This is a genomic window from Spirosoma sp. KUDC1026 (assembly GCF_013375035.1).
Classification (GTDB): Bacteria; Bacteroidota; Bacteroidia; order Cytophagales; family Spirosomataceae; genus Spirosoma.
This window is the reverse complement of the sequence record NZ_CP056032.1, coordinates 5,606,482-5,624,054: the sequence shown is the minus strand read 5'-3', so window position 1 is coordinate 5,624,054 and position 17,573 is coordinate 5,606,482. Positions and strand designations below refer to the sequence as shown.

The following is a 17,573-nucleotide window of genomic DNA, read 5'->3' as shown; positions in this document are numbered from 1 at the left end:
TAAATGCACTACAGCTGTCTGATGGATTGACGATTGTAGCGGATGAAGTGTCGTTGTAGGCCCGGTATGCTTAGTGGACTCCGGCCGCCGATCGACCCGCCAGCAAATCATTCTGCCGCCGGATGCGTCCCGACAGGCTGCGAACGATGCTTCGGAGCACTTCGCTCCGCTCTTCCATCAGATCGAAAAAATCGTCTTGGTCCAGCCGAAGCAGTTTGACGTCGAGCACGGTCTGCGCCGTCGCCGACCGCGCTTCGGTGTCGAGCAGAGCCAGCTCGCCGAAGAAGTCACCCCGGCCAAAACGAGCCAGCTCGGTCTCGCCATCCAGAATGCTGACCTCTCCCGAATAGATAACGTACATGCCCGTTCCCAGATCACCTTTGCGGAAAATAACTTCCCCTGCCCGGTGCTGCTCCTCTTTCATAATGGGCGTAATACTGGCCAGAACGTTTTCGGGAGTTTGGGCGAATAGACTGGTTTTAGCCAGCAGCAGTACCCGATCATACTCGGGAATAGAAGAAACTTGGTGCACGGAGTGACTCATAGACGACGGGGAAGTAGAAAGCAGCGCTTGTGATGAACTGGTCGTTTCCTGGTTCGGGGAAAGACGATACACCGCATGAACGGTCCAGCTGGAAAAAACGGTTTCGCCCGCCTGCGCTACATAGGCCTGAATAGACTCCTGGGCATTATACGCGCCTAGTTCGGCATCGAGCGTCCGGACCCGTTCGGCGCGGGGCAGTTCGTCGATCAAGACCTGCATGGTCTGGTACACCCGGCGTGGGATCAGGTTGTCGAGTATTTCGAGCGCATTAGCCCGGCGTTCGCGAGCGGGGTGGCCAACGCCCAGTCGTGCCCCGTTAATAGTGTCCGTATCATACAACTGAGCCAGAATGTCGAACAGCCGCTGGGTCAGTACGCCTAGTTCATAATCCAGCGTTCGGGCTAGTTCTGGCGCGTCCAGGCTACCATGCAGCAGTCGTTGGGCCAGCAGGAGTTCGTCGGTCAGCAGTGCCCGGAAAATAGCGTCGTCGTCCGGTTCATTCGAGAATCGGCGTAAGGCACGTAACGCAGCGCCCCGCACACCAAGATCGGGTTGCTGAACTAAGCTGTTTAGAATCTGGCGACTTTCGGGCGTGCGGATGGTACCGCAGATCGTAGCCACCCGTTCGACCAGCAGACGGCTGGGCGTAGTACGAAGCGCTTGTTTGAGGACAGAAATCGTACCTGGTTGTCCTGATTTCAGTGCCGTCAGCGCAGGACGCCCCAGGGATTCATTCGTCAGCTGATCGACCAGGTAGCTGGTAAGCTCCGGCGTGGCAAGCTGGCTGGCCGTTAGCATGGCCTGGTGAACGAGCGCCGGTTCTGGTCGGGTTAGCCGCTGTTTCACCAGCGCCGACAGATCCGTTAAGTGCAACGTAGCAATCAACTTCAGGCCAGCCTGTTGTTCTTCTATGCCTGAACTGTTGACCAGGTCCAGCAAACTCTGCCGGGCAACACTATTCTGTCGGTTCGCTTCCAGTGCCCCCCGAATACCACCCTGTCGAATGGCCAGATCGGTGTGGTGCAGTAACGTACCGAGTTCTCCCGCCCCGGCGTTGATCCGACGACCCAGTAAATAAGACGCCTGCTGACGAAGATCAGACTCGGCATCAGTCAGGGCAATGTACGATACCGCCTGTACTGGTAATTTCTGGTTCAACGTAGCCAAGCTGACCAGCGCCCGGCGCCGAACGGAAGCGTCCGAATGACCCAGTAAAACGGGCAGATGATCCGTTAGTTCGTCGGGTTTGTTGATGGCCAGCCAGTTTAATGCCGTCAGAACTTCTTCCGGATTAGCACTACTCAATTGGTTCACCAGTCCCGCCTGGGCAGCCTTGGGCATAGCCAGCTGATCGCGTTCCAGAAACCGGCGCCCGATGGCATCGTTTAATTCGATCAAATAGTAACGATACGTGTAGAGCAATAGCCAGAGCGCCGTGGCCAGCAGGATAATCCAGATAAAGGGCATCAGCTTCGACAGCGATGGAGCCGAATGAAGCAGATACAGAAAAAAACCTGCCAGCCCCAGGCCAACGGGTTCGTAAAGGCCTTTAGCGAGTGTATGGCCAGTCAGACGCTGGGCCGGAGCCAGCGGCTGAAACAGGACGAGAAAGACCGGGTCGAACAAGGCACGGCGAATGACCTCGAAGAAAAGATACAACCCGCAGAAATAGACGACCAGCGTCGTTTCATCCGTCGTAAACTGATTCAGCAGCGCCAGTCCTACAATACCCGCCAGGCCTATCGAAGGGAGCAGCAACAACGATCGCCGAACGCCAAACCGGTCGAGCGCCTGCCGCGACAGCAGCAGCTTGACTACCATCGCTACGCCATAGGTCAGTGTCAGCACCAGACTGACGTAGTAAATCACCTCGGCCTGGTCGTGGAAGCGGTGTTTGACGTTGACGAAAAAATTGTACTCGATCTCGGTCGCAACGGCGGCCAGAGCAGCCATGCTCAGGCACATGAAAAAAACCAGCTTACTGCCGCCAAAAGCCTGCCCCAATAAGCGGGATGGTGGGCGAACCGGCCGGGCCGAACTGTGGGGCGCATGTACCTCGTGCGACTGAATGGTTAGTCGTAACGTATAGAGGGCACCCAGGAACGTAGCAAAAGCCAGCAGCAGCAGGCGTAGAATATCAGCATGAGCGTGCACTAACGCAGCCAGCACGGCCCCCAGGGCTTTCGCGGGCATATCGCCGGAGCTAATTACACTGAATAGGCGCTTGCTCTGACGCGTGTCAAATACCACTGCCGACACCCCCCAGAACTCCAGATTGCTCAGCAAATAGATGAGTCGATACCCCACCATAATAGAAATGGCGGCTGCTACCGAATGGCCAACGACGACCAGAACCGCCACAATAGCTGTCATGACGGTAACGGCCAGCAGCACCCGAATGGCCAGGTTATTGAGCGGAAGATGGTGCTCGAAGTAGGCATACAACTGGCCTACGCCAATCATTGCCAGCGCCGATGCGATATAGGCAATGGGGAGACTGGATTCCGGATGGTTTTCGAGCAGGATAGCATTGGCCGATACGTAGATCAGAATCGTACCGATACCCAGGAGAAAGTTGTGCGCAAAAAATAACCCCACCGTTCGCGCTTCACCCGGCCGTATTCCGAAGAGACGCTGCCAGCGTGGCGGGGCAGAAGTATCGTAAGATTGGTCTGTACCAGCGTACATAAGCAATGAGAACAGCGGATGACAGGTCAAATATAAGCACCAGCCGATGAGTAGCGGTAGCACAGAGGTGGAATGTCGATACGTAGCCGCTATTTATATACGCTCATTTTACCCGAAAACTGGTGAAATCTACCCATCTCAGCCCACGAATTCGGGCTATTTAAACGATTGTCAGTAAACTCAACCAAACCGGCGTTTATGCTGTTGTAAGAGGAAGGACGTCGTAACCCGAGCCGAATAGGATAAAAACCCTAAATTTTGCGGTCAAGTGTTTGACTGATAAGCTACCTTTGCGGTTTAAAACAACGACGCGCCCCCGTCATGGATCAGTATTCATACATAGCCAATTCCGATGCGGCCTACGTAGATCAGCTCTACCAGGCATACAAGCAAGACCCTCAAGCCGTTGACGAAAGCTGGCAGCAATTTTTCAAGGGATTTGAATTTTCCCTCACCTATGGCGAAACCGCCAATAGTACGAACGGTGCAACGTCAAATGGCAACGGCCAGACGGCAGCGCCCAAGCCCAGTGCCAGCCACGCTGAGAAAGAAGTGTCTGTTGCCAGCCTGATCAAGGCCTATCGTTCGCGGGGTCACCTGCTGGCGAAAACTAACCCACTGCGGGAACGTAAGGACCGTCAGCCACGGGTTGACCTGCCCGACTATGCGCTGTCAGACGCGGACCTGGATACGGTGTTCGAATCGGGCAAACTGCTCGGTATTGGGCCCGCTACCCTGCGGACCATCATGGAGTCGCTCAAAAAAATATACTCGGGCAATATTGGCTTTGAGTATATGTACATCCGCGAGCTGGACGTAAAAAACTGGCTGCGCAACAAAATCGAGAAAGAAGCGCTGACCTTCTCCCCAACGGGCGATGAGAAGAAACGGATTCTCGAAAAGCTGAACGAAGCGACCGTTTTCGAAAACTTTCTGGCTACGAAATACCTGGGTCAGAAACGCTTCTCGCTCGAAGGGGGCGAAGCAACCATTCCAGCGCTGGACACCATTATCAGTCACGCGGCTGAGTTTGGCGTTGAAGAAGTAATGATTGGGATGGCCCACCGCGGTCGTCTGAACGTACTGACTAATATTCTGGGGAAATCGTACGAAGCCATCTTCGATGGTTTCGAAGGGAACATCCCACAGCAGGCTCATGGCGATGGTGACGTGAAATATCACCTCGGTTATTCCAGCCTGATCGAAACCAAAACTGGCAAGAAAGTCAACCTGAAACTGGCGCCTAATCCGTCGCACCTTGAAGCGGTCAACCCCGTAGTCGAAGGATTCGTCCGGGCGCAGGCCGATGAAGAATATTCGAGTGACTTCACCAAGATCATGCCGATCCTGATCCATGGTGACGCTGCCGTAGCCGGACAGGGTATCGTTTATGAAGTAACGCAGATGGCCAAGCTGCCGGGTTACCAAACCGGGGGTACGGTTCATTTTGTCATTAACAACCAAGTTGGTTTTACGACCGATTTCGACGACGCCCGTTCGTCGATCTATTGCTCGGACATCGCCAAAATCATCGACGCGCCGATCTTCCACGTCAACGGCGATGATCCGGAAGCTGTCGTTTTCTGTGCGAAGCTGGCCGTTGAGTTCCGCGAGAAATTCAAACGGGATGTGTTTATCGACATGGTTTGCTACCGCCGGTACGGCCATAACGAGTCGGACGAACCGAAATTTACGCAGCCGACGATGTACAACATCATCGATAAGCACGACAACCCACGGGAGTTATACAACAAACTGCTGATCGAGCGGGGGGACGTGGATGCGGAGCTGGCTAAACGGATGGATAGCGAGTTCAAAAAGCAGCTGCAAGATCGGCTCGACAAGGTGAAGCAGAAAGCCGAAATTCCGTACAAGCCACTCCGGCTCGACCGCGACTGGGCGGAACTTCGCTTTGCCGAACCAGAAGATTTCGATAAATCGCCGGAGACGGGTGTATCGCAGGACGTAATTGATACCGTCGGAAAGGCGCTGGTAACGGTTCCGGAAGGCTTTAAACCGCTGAAGCAGATCGACAAGCTGCTGAAAGACCGGCAGACGATGCTGAACGACACCAAAATGGTGAACTGGGGTACGGCAGAACTGCTGGCCTACGGCTCGCTGCTGCTGGAAAACAAACCGGTTCGTTTGAGTGGACAGGACGTACAGCGGGGAACCTTCTCGCACCGTCATGCCGTGCTGCACGATGCCGAAACGAACCAGAACTACTCGTCGCTGGATCACATTAAAGAGGGGCAACCTAAATTTCAGGTTTATAACTCGCTGCTGTCGGAGTATGGGGTGCTGGGCTTTGAGTATGGCTATGCCATGGCAAACCCACAGGCGCTGGTTATCTGGGAGGCTCAGTTCGGTGATTTCTCGAACGGTGCCCAGCTGATCATCGACCAGTTCATTGCTGCTGCCGAGTCGAAGTGGGGCATCATGAACGGGGTGACCATGTTGCTGCCGCACGGGTACGAAGGCCAGGGCCCTGAGCACTCAAACGCCCGACCTGAGCGTTACCTGCAGCTCTACGCCGAGTACAATATGATCGTAGCGAACGTAACGACACCGGCCAACTTCTTCCACCTGATGCGTCGCCAGCTGACATGGCAGTTCCGGAAACCCCTGGTTGTGATGTCGCCAAAGTCGCTGCTGCGTCATCCAAAGTGCGTATCGCCGTTGGAGGACCTGACGAAAGGAAGCTTCCAGGAAGTACTGACCGATACCTACGCACAGGCGAAAAAAGTAAAACGCGTACTGCTCTGCACCGGTAAGGTTTACTATGATCTGCTGGAAAAACAACAGGCCGATCAGCGCGACGACGTAGCTATCGTTCGACTGGAGCAACTGGCTCCATTACCGAAGAAACAACTGGATGCCGTGCTGGAACAGTACAAAAATGCGAAGGTGTTCTGGGTACAGGAAGAACCCGAAAACATGGGGTACTGGACGTACCTGTTGCGGGTTGGCATGAATCTTCCGATTATTGCCCGCAAAGCCGCAGCATCGCCCGCTACCGGCTACGCAAAAATGCACACCCAGGAGCAGGCTGACATTGTCCGGAGAGCGTTCGAATAACTAAAAACCAATTCAGCCCGGTTGACTACGTACCGATTCGTCGGTTGTGGTCAACCGGGTAACCTGTATATCTACTCTGAAAATATGGCTGTTGACATGAAAATCCCCGCCGTAGGGGAATCCATTACCGAAGTGACGGTTGGGACCTGGTACAAAAAAGAAGGTGACCAGGTGAAGATGGACGATGTTCTATGCGGACTCGACTCAGATAAAGCAACCTTCGAACTAACAGCCGAAGCGGATGGAACACTGCACATCCTGGCTCAGGAAGGCGATGTCCTGCCTATTGGGGCTAGTATCTGCAGCATTGATACGGATGGTAGTGGAGCCGCTCCGGCGCCCGCACCCGCCAAAACGGAAGCTCCTGCCGCCGAAGCACCCGCTCCGGCAGAAGCTGCACCAGCACCACAACAGCCCGCTCCGGCGGCTGATGCTAGCACCAGCGTTATCGAAATGAAGGTACCCGCCGTTGGTGAATCGGTAACGGAAGTGACGATTGCTTCATGGAATAAAAAAGACGGTGATCAGGTAGCGCTGGACGAAGTCCTTTGCGAACTGGAATCGGACAAAGCGACGTTCGAACTGCCTGCCGAAGCAGCCGGTACGTTACGTATCGTGGCGCAGGCAGGGGAAACGCTGCCAATCGGCGCGCTGATTGCAAAAATTGAAGTAGGTGCGGCTTCGGCTCCAGCGGCTGCCCCGGCTCAACCAGCCCCCGCTGCGGCACAGCCAGCCGCCAATGGCTCGAATGGCGCTAGCCAGAACGGCAGTGGCTATGCGGCACATCATGCGTCGCCGGCTGCCGCCAAAATTCTGAGTGAAAAAGGAATTTCGTCGCAGGATATTCCGGGAACTGGCGTTGGCGGACGTATCACCAAGGAAGATGCGATGAAAGCAATGGCCTCTCAGCCATCGGCACCCGCGCCAGCAGCAGCAGCCCCCACGCAACCAGCCCCGGCTAAAGCTGCACCGGCCCTACAGCCCGCTCCGGCGGCTTCGGGCGAACGTGGTCAGCGTCGTGAGAAAATGACCTCGTTGCGTCGTACCATCGCTCGTCGTCTGGTAGCCGTGAAAAATGAAACGGCCATGCTGACTACCTTCAACGAGGTAGATATGAAGCCGATCATGGATCTGCGGAATAAGTTCAAAGACAAATTCAAGGAGAAACACGGCGTAGGGCTTGGCTTCATGTCATTCTTCACGAAGGCGGTTTGCGTAGCGCTGAAAGACTTCCCAGCCGTAAACGCGCAGATTGATGGTGACTCGATGGTCTTCAACGACTTCTGTGATATCTCAATTGCCGTATCGACTGACCGCGGACTGGTAGTACCTATTATCCGGAACGCTGAGCAGATGAGCTTTGCGCAGATCGAAAAAGAAATTGGCCGTCTGGCTGGCCTGGCTCGTGATAATAAGCTCACGATCGACCAGATGACGGGTGGTACGTTTACCATCACCAACGGTGGTACGTTCGGTTCGATGCTGTCGACACCAATCATCAACGCGCCACAATCGGCTATTCTGGGTATGCATAATATCATCGAGCGGCCGGTTGCCATCAATGGTGAAGTGGTTATCCGCCCAATGATGTACCTGGCGCTGTCGTACGACCACCGGACCATCGACGGTAAAGAATCGGTAAGCTTCCTGGTACGGGTGAAACAGATTCTGGAAGATCCTTCCCGGATTCTGTTTGATATGTAAGAGAAAGGTTTCTAACATAGATACAAAAAGGCCACTCCGAATATCGGAGTGGCCTTTTTGCAAAGAGTTGATAAGATATATGTAACGCTTATCCCTTAATCAAACTCACGCCCGTCATTTCTTCGGGTTGGGGAACGCCCAATAGCTGAAGAATCGTAGGAGCGATATCGGCGAGTTTGCCGTCGTTCAGTTCCGGATGGTAGTCGTTGTCAACCAGAATGCAGGGAACCAGGTTAGTTGTGTGCGCCGTGTTGGGCGAACCATCCTCATTCTGCATAAACTCGGCGTTGCCGTGGTCCGCAATGATAATCGTTGCATACCCATGGGCCAGGGCCGCTTCCGTAACGGCCTGGGCGCAGGCATCAGCGGTTTCTGCGGCTTTTACAACGGCCTCGAACACGCCCGTATGACCAACCATGTCTGTGTTGGCGAAGTTGAGACAGATAAAATCTACTTCTTCCTTCTCAATTTCCGGAATGATAGCGTCCCGGATATCGAAAGCTGACATTTCTGGCTTCTGATCGTAGGTTTTAACCGGAACGGCCGTAGCGTTGCCCTGCTCATCATATACCGTCATTTCTTTCGGTGACGGGCACAGCAGCCGTTTTTCGCCCGCAAAAGGCTCTTCGCGGCCACCCGAGAAGAAGAACGTAACGTGCGGGTATTTTTCCGTTTCGGCAATCCGGATCTGTTTCCGACCCGCGCCAGCTACTACTTCGCCCAGCGTGTTGTTCAGATTGTCTTTGTCGTAAATGACTTTTACACCCGTAAATTCGCTGTCGTAGTTGGTCATCGTGATGTAATACAGCGACAACTTCTTCATCCCCACTTCCGGAAAATCCTTCTGGGTCAGAGCCTGCGTGATTTCACGGCCCCGGTCGGTACGGAAGTTGAAGCAGAGTACTACGTCGCCTTCTTCGATGACAGCTACCGGTGAACCATCTGCTTTAACGGCAACGATTGGCTTGACGAACTCATCCGTTACGTCATTGTCGTATGAATTCTGAAGCGCACCGATGATGCCGGCAGGTGATACGTTCAGACCTTCACCATTCACCATGGCATCATACGCTACCTTGACCCGTTCCCAGCGATTGTCGCGGTCCATGGCATAATACCGACCCACTACGCTGGCAATCTGCCCGGTTGTAGCGCTCATGTGCTGCTCCAGATCAGTCAGGTAACCGACGCCACCTTTGGGATCAGTGTCGCGTCCATCGGTGAAAGCATGCACGTACACGTCGGTCAGGCCACTTTCTTTCGCAATTGATAAGAGTCCTTTCAGGTGATCGATATGCGCGTGCACACCACCGTCTGATACCAGACCGATAAAATGAACTTTCTTACCCTGCGATTTGGCGTAAGCCAGTGCATCTGCCAAAACCGGTTCTTTCTCCAGCGTATGCTCTACTACGGCCTGATTAACTTTAACCAGATCCTGGTAGACAATCCGACCGGCGCCGAGGTTCATATGGCCAACTTCAGAGTTACCCATCTGACCGGCTGGCAGACCCACCGCCAGGCCAGACGCTTCCAGCGTACTATGCGGATACTTTGGGTACAACGACCGCATAAACGGTGTACTGGCCGCTTCAATGGCCGACACTTCAGGTTTGAGGGGAATGCCCCAACCGTCGAGGATAATAAGAATTACTTTCTTGTTCATGAGATTTAAAAAGTAAAGGAGCGAAAGACCGGGTCGCCGGTGCGATGAAAGAGCGAAACCATCCGGAAAATCGCTCTTTCATTCTTTCGCTCCGCTTCGGCGGTCCGATTCGCTCTTTAGATACGTTAATAGTTGCTGGCAGCAGCGGAGAATGATTTGATATACTTCTTCAAATACCTCCGGGCCTTCATAATACGGATCGGGTACGTTCGGCTCATCGCTTACCTGCGGGTCGAACTCACGGAGGAGGAAGATAGTGTCTGCCGTGTGCAGGCCCGTACTGCGGTAATTGAGTTTTTCGATGGCTTCGAGGTTCATTTCATCCATCGCCACGAAGTAGGTAAACTGAGCGAGGTCTTCACCCAGCAAACGGCGGGCGCGGTGCGTAAGGGTCAGGCCGTGTTCCAGTGCGTTCTCACGGGTACGCTGGTCGGGGAGCTGACCAAGGTGAAACGAAGCCGTACCCGCAGAGTCACACTCAATCTGGTCACTGAGCCCTGCTTCGGCAACCAGCGTACGGAAAACACCTTCAGCAACCGGCGATCGGCAGATATTGCCGTAACAAACGAAGAGAACGCGAATCATTCGGTTTGGTGAGTTTCGAAGACGTAGCGCAAACCAACCGATCTCACAGGCCGTAACCTGAGTTCGGCTTACTTCTCGAGTGGTTCATTGTGTTCATCAACTACCACAAAAACGTCCTCGGTTGGTTTTTTCATCAGGTACTTCTCGCGGGCGTATTTCTCGCGCAGGCGGTCGTTTCCCAGTACTTCGCGCCGTTCGGTCTGCACCGTCTTGATCTGGTCTTTGTAGAACGTAATCTCGCGATCAAGCTCGCGAAGCTTCCACCAGTTGCGAACCTGCATAGGCAGATCGTTGGCGTCGATAAACGTCATCCAGACGAGCAGACCCAGACTGGTCGCTACGTAGAAATTCTGCAGAAGACGGAAGCGTTTAGGAAGCATGGGGAGCAGGCGTTGGGTTGAGGGGGTAGGGCTTGGGGCGAAGGGCTGGGGGTAGAGGGTGAAGGGCTGGGGGTATGTTGCCCAGTTCCCCTGTACCCTTAGCCCCCAGCCCTAAACTCCAAGCCCCGTGCCCTAAACCCTATGCTAAAACTTCAAGCCGGGGAAGTAAGCGGTTTCGCCTAGTTCTTCCTCGATACGCAGCAGCTGGTTGTACTTTGCCATCCGGTCCGAACGCGACGCTGAACCCGTTTTGATCTGACCTGTATTCAGGGCTACGGCTAAATCAGCGATGGTTGCATCTTCGGTTTCGCCCGAACGGTGCGACATAACGCTCTTGTACGAATTACGTTTCGCCAGGTTAACGGCGTCGATCGTTTCGGTCAGCGAACCGATCTGGTTTACTTTAACCAGGATCGCGTTAGCGATGCCTTTATCGATACCTTCCTGCAGACGCGTTACGTTCGTTACGAACAGGTCGTCGCCCACCAGCTGGGTGTTAGTACCTTTCAGCTCGTCGGTGTGCATTTTCCAGCCGTTCCAGTCATCTTCGGCCATACCGTCTTCGATCGACAGGATTGGGTATTTGCTAACCCAGTCTTTCCAGTAACCCGCCATTTCTGACGAGGTCAACTTGTCGCCGGTCGATTTTTTGAAGTGATAAACGCCTGCGTTCGCATCGTAGAACTCCGACGAAGCGGCATCCATCGCGATCCAGACATCTTCGCCCGGCCGGTAACCTGCTTTCTCGATGGCCTGAATGATGGTTTGAATGGCTTCTTCGTTCGATTTGATGTTCGGCGCAAAACCACCTTCGTCACCAACGTTGGTTGCTAAGCCCATCTTCTTCAATACACCTTTGAGCGTATGGAAGATTTCGGTACCCATGCGCAGCGCTTCCGAGAAGGTTGGCGCGTTAGCGGGCATGACCATGAATTCCTGGAAGTCGATCGAGTTATCGGCGTGCGAACCACCGTTCAGGATGTTCATCATCGGAACAGGCAGCGTATTGGCATTGACGCCACCGATGTAGCGGTACAGGGACAGCCCTGCTTCCTGCGCAGCTGCTTTCGAAGCCGCCAGCGAAACGCCCAGGATAGCGTTGGCACCCAGCCGACCTTTGTTCGGCGTACCGTCCAGTTCGAGCATGATTTTGTCGATCAGGCTCTGGTCAAAAACCGAGATACCTGCCAGTTCTGGGAAAATCAGTTCGTTAACGTTTGAAACGGCTTTCAGAACGCCTTTGCCGACGTACACTTTCGAATCATCGTCGCGAAGTTCAACAGCTTCGTGGGTACCCGTAGAGGCTCCTGATGGCACAGCCGCCCGACCCAGAAAGCCGTTTTCGGTACGAACGTCTACTTCAACCGTTGGGTTACCACGCGAATCCAGAATTTGTCTGGCATGAATGCTTTGGATGGTACTCATTGCAGAGATAAAAAGGGGTTAACAACGAAAAGCCAAATTTTGGGTTGTGACTACCAAGCCCTTAGGCTGGTTGGCTTACCGGTGGCAAAGTAACGAAATACGGGGCAAAACTTCAGACCACAAAGCGGAAAAGACGTGTTTGCCCCGCATCTGCCCACAAACAATTCGGGCGGAGGGGGGTTCTAAACGGAAGTTATCCGAAAAAGTTGTCTATTTGCGACGACACAAACTGTACTTAAAATCAATCACCGCCATGCGAGGCATTCTTTACTTCTTACTGTTTTTATTAGTCGTTTTTGGTATTCTCTACGGCCTGACGGGCTGGAGTTATAGCGACGGCGAACGCGCAGGTACCGTATCCAAATTTAGCCGCCGGGGATTTGTTTTTAAGACGTACGAAGGCGTTCTGAACGTGGGCGGCTTTTCGGGCGAAACGGGGTCGCTGACCCCCCAGTATTTTGATTTCTCCGTGAAGGACGACGAGGTGGCCAAAAAAATTACCGACGCGGTTAAAACGGGACAGCGGGTGACGCTGCATTACGAAGAAAAGATATTAAAATTCCCCTGGAACGGCGAAACCAAATACTACATTACCAACGTCGAGGAGCTGGGACCTGTAAACCCGCGTCCGTACGGTGATGGTTCGGCCTATCCGGGTTATCAGCCGACGCAGCCCCAGCAAACACAACCGGCACAGCCTGTACCAACTCCGCAACCAATACCAGCTGACTCAACGATATAGGCATAAAAGGCCATTTTCAGGGGTAAAGAAGAAGGAAGAAAACGAAAAGCCGCGCCGGTCAGGGACGGTGTTTTCGTCTTCTTCCTTTTTTATAGAAATAATAGTTTATGTATGCTTTTGATAAAGTTAGTAATATTCTGGTAATGAATAAGTTGTGTTGAGATTTTGGGGGCGGGGTCAATGTGCTATACCGATGCGTAAAGGCGGCTGATTATTTGCGAAAACGGTTTGGAAATTCGGTCAATTTTAGGTAATTTTAAATGCTTAAACAACCATCCAAACATGGCAAAATCGGATACGGCGCAAGCCACAGCATCTGCTACTGACAACAAGCTAAAGGCCCTTCAAACGACCATTGAAAAACTAGATAAAGCATTCGGTAAAGGTACCGTAATGCGGCTCAGCGAAAGTAAAGTTGTCGACGTTCCTGTCATTTCGACCGGTTCGCTCGGACTTGACCTGGCGCTGGGTATTGGTGGTATGCCACGCGGTCGGGTCGTTGAAATCTACGGTCCTGAATCATCGGGTAAAACCACGCTGACCATGCACTGCATTGCCGAAGCGCAGAAAGCCGGTGGGCTGGCAGCCTTTATCGATGCTGAACACGCTTTCGACCGGGTATACGCCGAGAAACTGGGTATTGATACCAAGAACCTGCTGATCTCGCAACCGGATAACGGTGAACAGGCGCTTGAGATCGCCGAACACCTGATCAGCTCGGGCGCTATCGATATCATCGTTATTGACTCCGTTGCCGCGCTGGTACCTAAAGCCGAGATTGAAGGCGAAATGGGCGAAAGTAAAATGGGCTTACAGGCTCGTCTGATGTCGCAGGCGCTACGTAAACTGACCGGTACGATCAATAAAACGGGCTGCTGCTGCATTTTCATCAACCAGCTTCGTGAGAAGATCGGTGTGATGTTCGGTAACCCAGAAACAACGACCGGTGGTAACGCTCTGAAATTCTACGCATCGGTACGTCTGGATATTCGTCGTATTGGCCAGATCAAAGAAGGGGCCGATAACGTAATCGGTAACCGGGCCAAAGTAAAAGTTGTGAAAAACAAACTGGCGGCTCCATTTAAAGTCGTCGAGTTTGACATCATGTACGGACAGGGTATTTCGAAAGTAGGCGAGATCCTCGACCTGGCTGTTGAAATGGAGATTGTTAAGAAGTCTGGTTCGTGGTTCTCATACGGTGCCAGCCGCCTGGCACAGGGCCGTGATGCCGTGAAAGAACTCCTGCTCGACAATCCGGAACTGATGGCCGAAATTGAAGGTAAGATTCGTCATATCATCAAAGAAGACGAAAACGCCCTGCTTGACCCCGTCCTCGAAGGTACGGACGCCGACGACGAAGGCGCTATTGAAGATTAGTTTTTCAACACAGAGTTCACGGAGGGGTTTGGTTAGACCAAACCCCTCTGTTTTTTTACTGCTAAACCGCCTAACTATAGTAGCTCTCTTGTGATAGGCTTGTTAGGGTTCAATAAGGTAATGAATCTGGCTGTTTGTTGTTGCTTACCACCCCCCGGCCCCCTCCTAGAAAAGTAGGAGGGGGAGATCAAAAGGTCATCTCTGCTTGTTCCCCTCCTGTTTTAGGAGGGGCTAGGGGTGGTAAGAGCAAACACCTACTAAATTGCCCGGTCGGAACGAAAGCGGTAAAACCCTGTATTGAAAAGAAAAGCAAAAAAGGGCAGGATTCACATCCTGCCCTTTTCTTGTAATGTAGCGTCTCTTACCGATTTTCCATTGGAACGAACTCACGTAGTTCTGAGCCAACGTAAATCTGGCGGGGACGCCCGATTGGTTCTTTTGTTTCGCGCATTTCTTTCCACTGCGCAATCCAGCCCGGCAGGCGACCGATGGCGAACATCACCGTAAACATATTCGTTGGAATGCCTAGTGCGCGGTAGATGATACCCGAATAGAAATCGACGTTGGGGTACAGCTTGCGCGAGATGAAGTATTCGTCGTTCAGGGCGGCTTCTTCCAGGCCTTTGGCAATTTCCAGAACGGGATCATTCACGCCCAGTTTGCTCAGTACGTCGTCGGCCGCTTTCTTAATGATCTTGGCGCGGGGGTCGAAGTTTTTGTACACGCGGTGGCCAAAGCCGAACAGCCGGAAGCCGGTTGTTTTCGCGTTCTTCGCCATATCTACGTATTTCGCTACGTCGCCACCACCGGCTTTGATTTCTTCCAGCATTTCGATCACTTCCTGGTTCGCACCGCCGTGCAGGGGGCCCCAGAGTGCGCTGATCCCCGCCGAGATCGACGAGTACAGATTAGCCTGCGACGAACCAACCAGCCGAACCGTTGAGGTCGAGCAGTTCTGTTCGTGGTCAGCGTGCAGGATCAGGAGGATGTTCAGCGCTTCGGCAATGACCGGATCGACTGTGTAGTCTTCTACCGGCAGTGCGAACATCATATGCAGAAAGTTCTGAATATAATCGAGGTTGTTCTGGGGGTAGTTGATCGGGTGCCCCTGCGACCGTTTGTACGACCAGGTAGCAATGGTTGGCAATTTCGCCATGAGCCGGATAATGTCCCGATCCGATGTATCGGTCGTTCCTTCGTACGAATCCGGATAGAACGCGCTCATGCCGCTTACCAGCGACGCCAGCACGCTCATTGGGTGGGCATTGATGGGAAACCCTTCGAGCATTTTCCGCATGCCCTCGTTGACGAGTGTATGCCGACGAATAGCGTTTTCAAACTCGGAGAACTGTTCCTGGGTAGGCAACTCGCCGTAAATGAGCAGATAAGCCACCTCCAGAAAGGACGCTTTGGCGGCTAAATCTTCAATCGAGTAGCCGCGGTACCGCAGGATTCCTTCTTCGCCATTCAGGAACGTGATTGCACTTTTGGTAGCACCGGTGTTCTTGTAACCCCGGTCAAGCGTAACGTAACCTGTCTGATCGCGAAGGCTAGAGATATCGAAGGCCTTTTCGTGCTCGCTTCCTTCTAAGGTTGGAAACGAATACGATTTACCATCGACGGTTAATTCAGCAGCGTTTGCCATACAAAAAAATGGGTAGAGAATATGCTGTGATAAAGGATTAGGCAGTTAAATACGCCAAAAGGCGAAAGTTAGTCCAAAAAGCCCAATAACAGACGAAAGCGGGGGAAAAAACACGCAAAGGTAAATGAGCGAAAGGGCAAACGAGCGGAAGAGCGAATGATTGAATGAGCGAAACCGGACCACCGGCCGCCAGCGAATAATAGCTTGTTTCATAGCAGGTTGAATCCAGGGACGCTGGCAGCCTGCCGGATTCGAATCGTTAACGGGCTACTGTTGCCGGATCATAGATTTTACCCCCTTTCAGAACCAGCTTTACGTTCGACGACCGAATCGCGTCGATCTGCCTGGTTGGGTCGCCGGTTACGATAACCAGATCGGCCAGCAGACCCGGCTTGACGCGGCCCCGGTCGTTGAGGTGAAAGACATCGGCGTTGGTGGCCGTGGCAGAACGTAATACGTCCAGCGGTTTCAGGCCGTAGTCAACCATCATGACCAGCTCACGGGCGTTATCGCCGTGCGAAAATACGCCTACATCGCCCCCAGCGCAGATGGTGACGCCCGCATCCAGTGCCTGTTTAAACGTAAGGCGTTTCTGCTTGATCCGTTCTGGCTCCGGTTCCTGGCCTTTCTTCCAGCCGCGGTACTGACTCACGGCATCGCCAGCCGCCAGGGTAGGGCAGAGGGCCGTACCGTGCTGCTTCATCAGAGCAAAAATCTCGGGGGTTCCGGCATCGCCATGTTCGACGGTTTCGCAACCCGCCAGAATCGCCCGGCGCATTCCTTCGGCGGTACTGGCGTGAGCCACTACGCCCCGGCCGCTGCTTTTGGCGACCTCAACAATGAGTTTTAGTTCGTCCAGCGTAAATGTTGGTTTAGCGTCGGCCATGAGGCCCCAGCGGTAGTCGGCGTAAATTTTAATGGCGTCGGCTCCCTTGCCGATCTGCCGCCGAACCGCGCGAATGAGCGCATCCTGCCCGTCGGCTTCCTCAGCCCCCTGCGGTACATCGAGGTCGGGGCTGAATCCTTTCGGACCGTAACTCCCCGACGCGATCAGCGCCCGCGTCACGACCATCATCCTCGGACCGGGAATAATGCCCTGGTTAATAGCCTGTTTGATACCGACGTCGTCATAGTCTGCCCCTTCAGTACCCAGATCGCGGACGGTAGTAAAACCAGCCAGCAAGGTACGCTGGGCGTGAACCGTTGCCCGCGATACACGTAACGAACGAGGCTCGCGCAGCACCTGATCGTCCCAAGACGTTTCATTATACGGGTGAAGCAACAGATGTGAGTGTCCTTCGATCAGGCCGGGCAGCAACGTAGTCCCTTTCAGTTCCAGCACCGTAGCGCCCGTTGCTGAAACCGAACCAGCGGGTCCGACGGATTCGATTTTTTCGCCATTCGTACGGACGACCCAGCCTTCATGCACGCGCTCCCCGTCGAAAACACGGTCGGGTTTGAGCAGATAAATGGACTGAGCAACCAGGCATGTCGGGAAGAAGAGCAGAAGAAGGAGACGTTTTTTCATTCAGGTAGGAAAGGGAATGTACGAAAATAGAAAAAGCTGGATAGCCTTCACTACCCAGCTTTTTCTATTGACAGGATTACAGGTTAAGAAGATCAGTGAAAATACTTTAGACTAAAGCTCGTTACCCCCAAATCCCCTAAAGGGGATTTGGGGGTAACGAGCTTTAGTCTAAAGTATTTTCACTGATCTTCTTAAAAGAAATTGTTTCATG

Annotated in this window: 11 protein-coding genes; 4 read left to right on the top strand and 7 right to left on the bottom strand. The window is 53.3% G+C overall.

The features are described from left to right. Window positions 1-70: 70 nt before the first annotated feature. Window positions 71-3,232 (bottom strand): cyclic nucleotide-binding domain-containing protein, encoded by a 3,162-nt coding sequence (locus HU175_RS23680; RefSeq protein ID WP_176568923.1) that lies wholly within the window; start codon window positions 3,230-3,232, stop codon window positions 71-73. A gap of 321 nt (window positions 3,233-3,553) precedes the next feature. Here HU175_RS23680 and HU175_RS23675 point away from each other — a divergent pair, with 321 nt between their 5' ends. Then, the gene (locus tag HU175_RS23675; RefSeq protein ID WP_176568922.1) at window positions 3,554-6,310 is read left to right on the top strand and encodes a 2-oxoglutarate dehydrogenase E1 component; all 2,757 of its coding nucleotides are present in this window, start codon (window positions 3,554-3,556) and stop codon (window positions 6,308-6,310) included. Between the two features lie 84 nt (window positions 6,311-6,394). Continuing rightward, window positions 6,395-8,014 (top strand): 2-oxoglutarate dehydrogenase complex dihydrolipoyllysine-residue succinyltransferase, encoded by a 1,620-nt coding sequence (gene odhB / locus HU175_RS23670; protein WP_176568921.1) that lies wholly within the window; start codon window positions 6,395-6,397, stop codon window positions 8,012-8,014. A gap of 88 nt (window positions 8,015-8,102) precedes the next feature. On the opposite strand, the gene gpmI is transcribed toward odhB, so the two are convergent. The 4 genes from gpmI to eno form a co-directional block, all read right to left on the bottom strand. After that, the gene (gpmI, locus tag HU175_RS23665) at window positions 8,103-9,680 is read right to left on the bottom strand and encodes a 2,3-bisphosphoglycerate-independent phosphoglycerate mutase (RefSeq protein WP_176568920.1); all 1,578 of its coding nucleotides are present in this window, start codon (window positions 9,678-9,680) and stop codon (window positions 8,103-8,105) included. 78 nt (window positions 9,681-9,758) lie between these two features. Further along, the gene (locus HU175_RS23660) at window positions 9,759-10,265 is read right to left on the bottom strand and encodes a low molecular weight protein-tyrosine-phosphatase (protein ID WP_176568919.1); all 507 of its coding nucleotides are present in this window, start codon (window positions 10,263-10,265) and stop codon (window positions 9,759-9,761) included. Between the two features lie 68 nt (window positions 10,266-10,333). Beyond that, window positions 10,334-10,645 carry an FtsB family cell division protein gene (locus HU175_RS23655; RefSeq protein WP_176568918.1) on the bottom strand — a complete coding sequence of 104 codons (312 nt, stop codon included), beginning with the start codon at window positions 10,643-10,645 and terminating at the stop codon, window positions 10,334-10,336. A gap of 144 nt (window positions 10,646-10,789) precedes the next feature. Beyond that, window positions 10,790-12,070 carry a phosphopyruvate hydratase gene (gene eno, locus HU175_RS23650; protein WP_176568917.1) on the bottom strand — a complete coding sequence of 427 codons (1,281 nt, stop codon included), beginning with the start codon at window positions 12,068-12,070 and terminating at the stop codon, window positions 10,790-10,792. Window positions 12,071-12,323: 253 nt separating this feature from the next. Between eno and HU175_RS23645 the strand changes: the two genes are divergently transcribed. Next, window positions 12,324-12,812 (top strand): hypothetical protein, encoded by a 489-nt coding sequence (locus tag HU175_RS23645; RefSeq protein WP_176568916.1) that lies wholly within the window; start codon window positions 12,324-12,326, stop codon window positions 12,810-12,812. A 282-nt stretch (window positions 12,813-13,094) separates the two neighbouring features. After that, window positions 13,095-14,189 carry a recombinase RecA gene (gene recA, locus HU175_RS23640; RefSeq protein ID WP_176568915.1) on the top strand — a complete coding sequence of 365 codons (1,095 nt, stop codon included), beginning with the start codon at window positions 13,095-13,097 and terminating at the stop codon, window positions 14,187-14,189. 361 nt (window positions 14,190-14,550) lie between these two features. Here recA and HU175_RS23635 read toward each other — a convergent pair whose 3' ends face one another. Next, a complete protein-coding gene (locus HU175_RS23635) occupies window positions 14,551-15,834 on the bottom strand; it encodes a citrate synthase (RefSeq protein WP_176568914.1) in 1,284 nt (427 codons plus the stop codon). A 259-nt stretch (window positions 15,835-16,093) separates the two neighbouring features. Continuing rightward, window positions 16,094-17,362, bottom strand: a complete 1,269-nt coding sequence (locus HU175_RS23630) for a metal-dependent hydrolase family protein (protein WP_176568913.1) — start codon at window positions 17,360-17,362, stop codon at window positions 16,094-16,096. Window positions 17,363-17,573: the final 211 nt, after the last annotated feature.

Coding starts and splice junctions, on each gene's coding strand:
- HU175_RS23680 (WP_176568923.1), bottom strand. CDS start 3,232: ATGTACGCTGGTACAGACCAATCTTACGATACTTCTGCCCCGCCACGC.
- HU175_RS23675 (WP_176568922.1), top strand. CDS start 3,554: ATGGATCAGTATTCATACATAGCCAATTCCGATGCGGCCTACGTAGAT.
- odhB (WP_176568921.1), top strand. CDS start 6,395: ATGGCTGTTGACATGAAAATCCCCGCCGTAGGGGAATCCATTACCGAA.
- gpmI (WP_176568920.1), bottom strand. CDS start 9,680: ATGAACAAGAAAGTAATTCTTATTATCCTCGACGGTTGGGGCATTCCC.
- HU175_RS23660 (WP_176568919.1), bottom strand. CDS start 10,265: ATGATTCGCGTTCTCTTCGTTTGTTACGGCAATATCTGCCGATCGCCG.
- HU175_RS23655 (WP_176568918.1), bottom strand. CDS start 10,645: ATGCTTCCTAAACGCTTCCGTCTTCTGCAGAATTTCTACGTAGCGACC.
- eno (WP_176568917.1), bottom strand. CDS start 12,070: ATGAGTACCATCCAAAGCATTCATGCCAGACAAATTCTGGATTCGCGT.
- HU175_RS23645 (WP_176568916.1), top strand. CDS start 12,324: ATGCGAGGCATTCTTTACTTCTTACTGTTTTTATTAGTCGTTTTTGGT.
- recA (WP_176568915.1), top strand. CDS start 13,095: ATGGCAAAATCGGATACGGCGCAAGCCACAGCATCTGCTACTGACAAC.
- HU175_RS23635 (WP_176568914.1), bottom strand. CDS start 15,834: ATGGCAAACGCTGCTGAATTAACCGTCGATGGTAAATCGTATTCGTTT.
- HU175_RS23630 (WP_176568913.1), bottom strand. CDS start 17,362: ATGAAAAAACGTCTCCTTCTTCTGCTCTTCTTCCCGACATGCCTGGTT.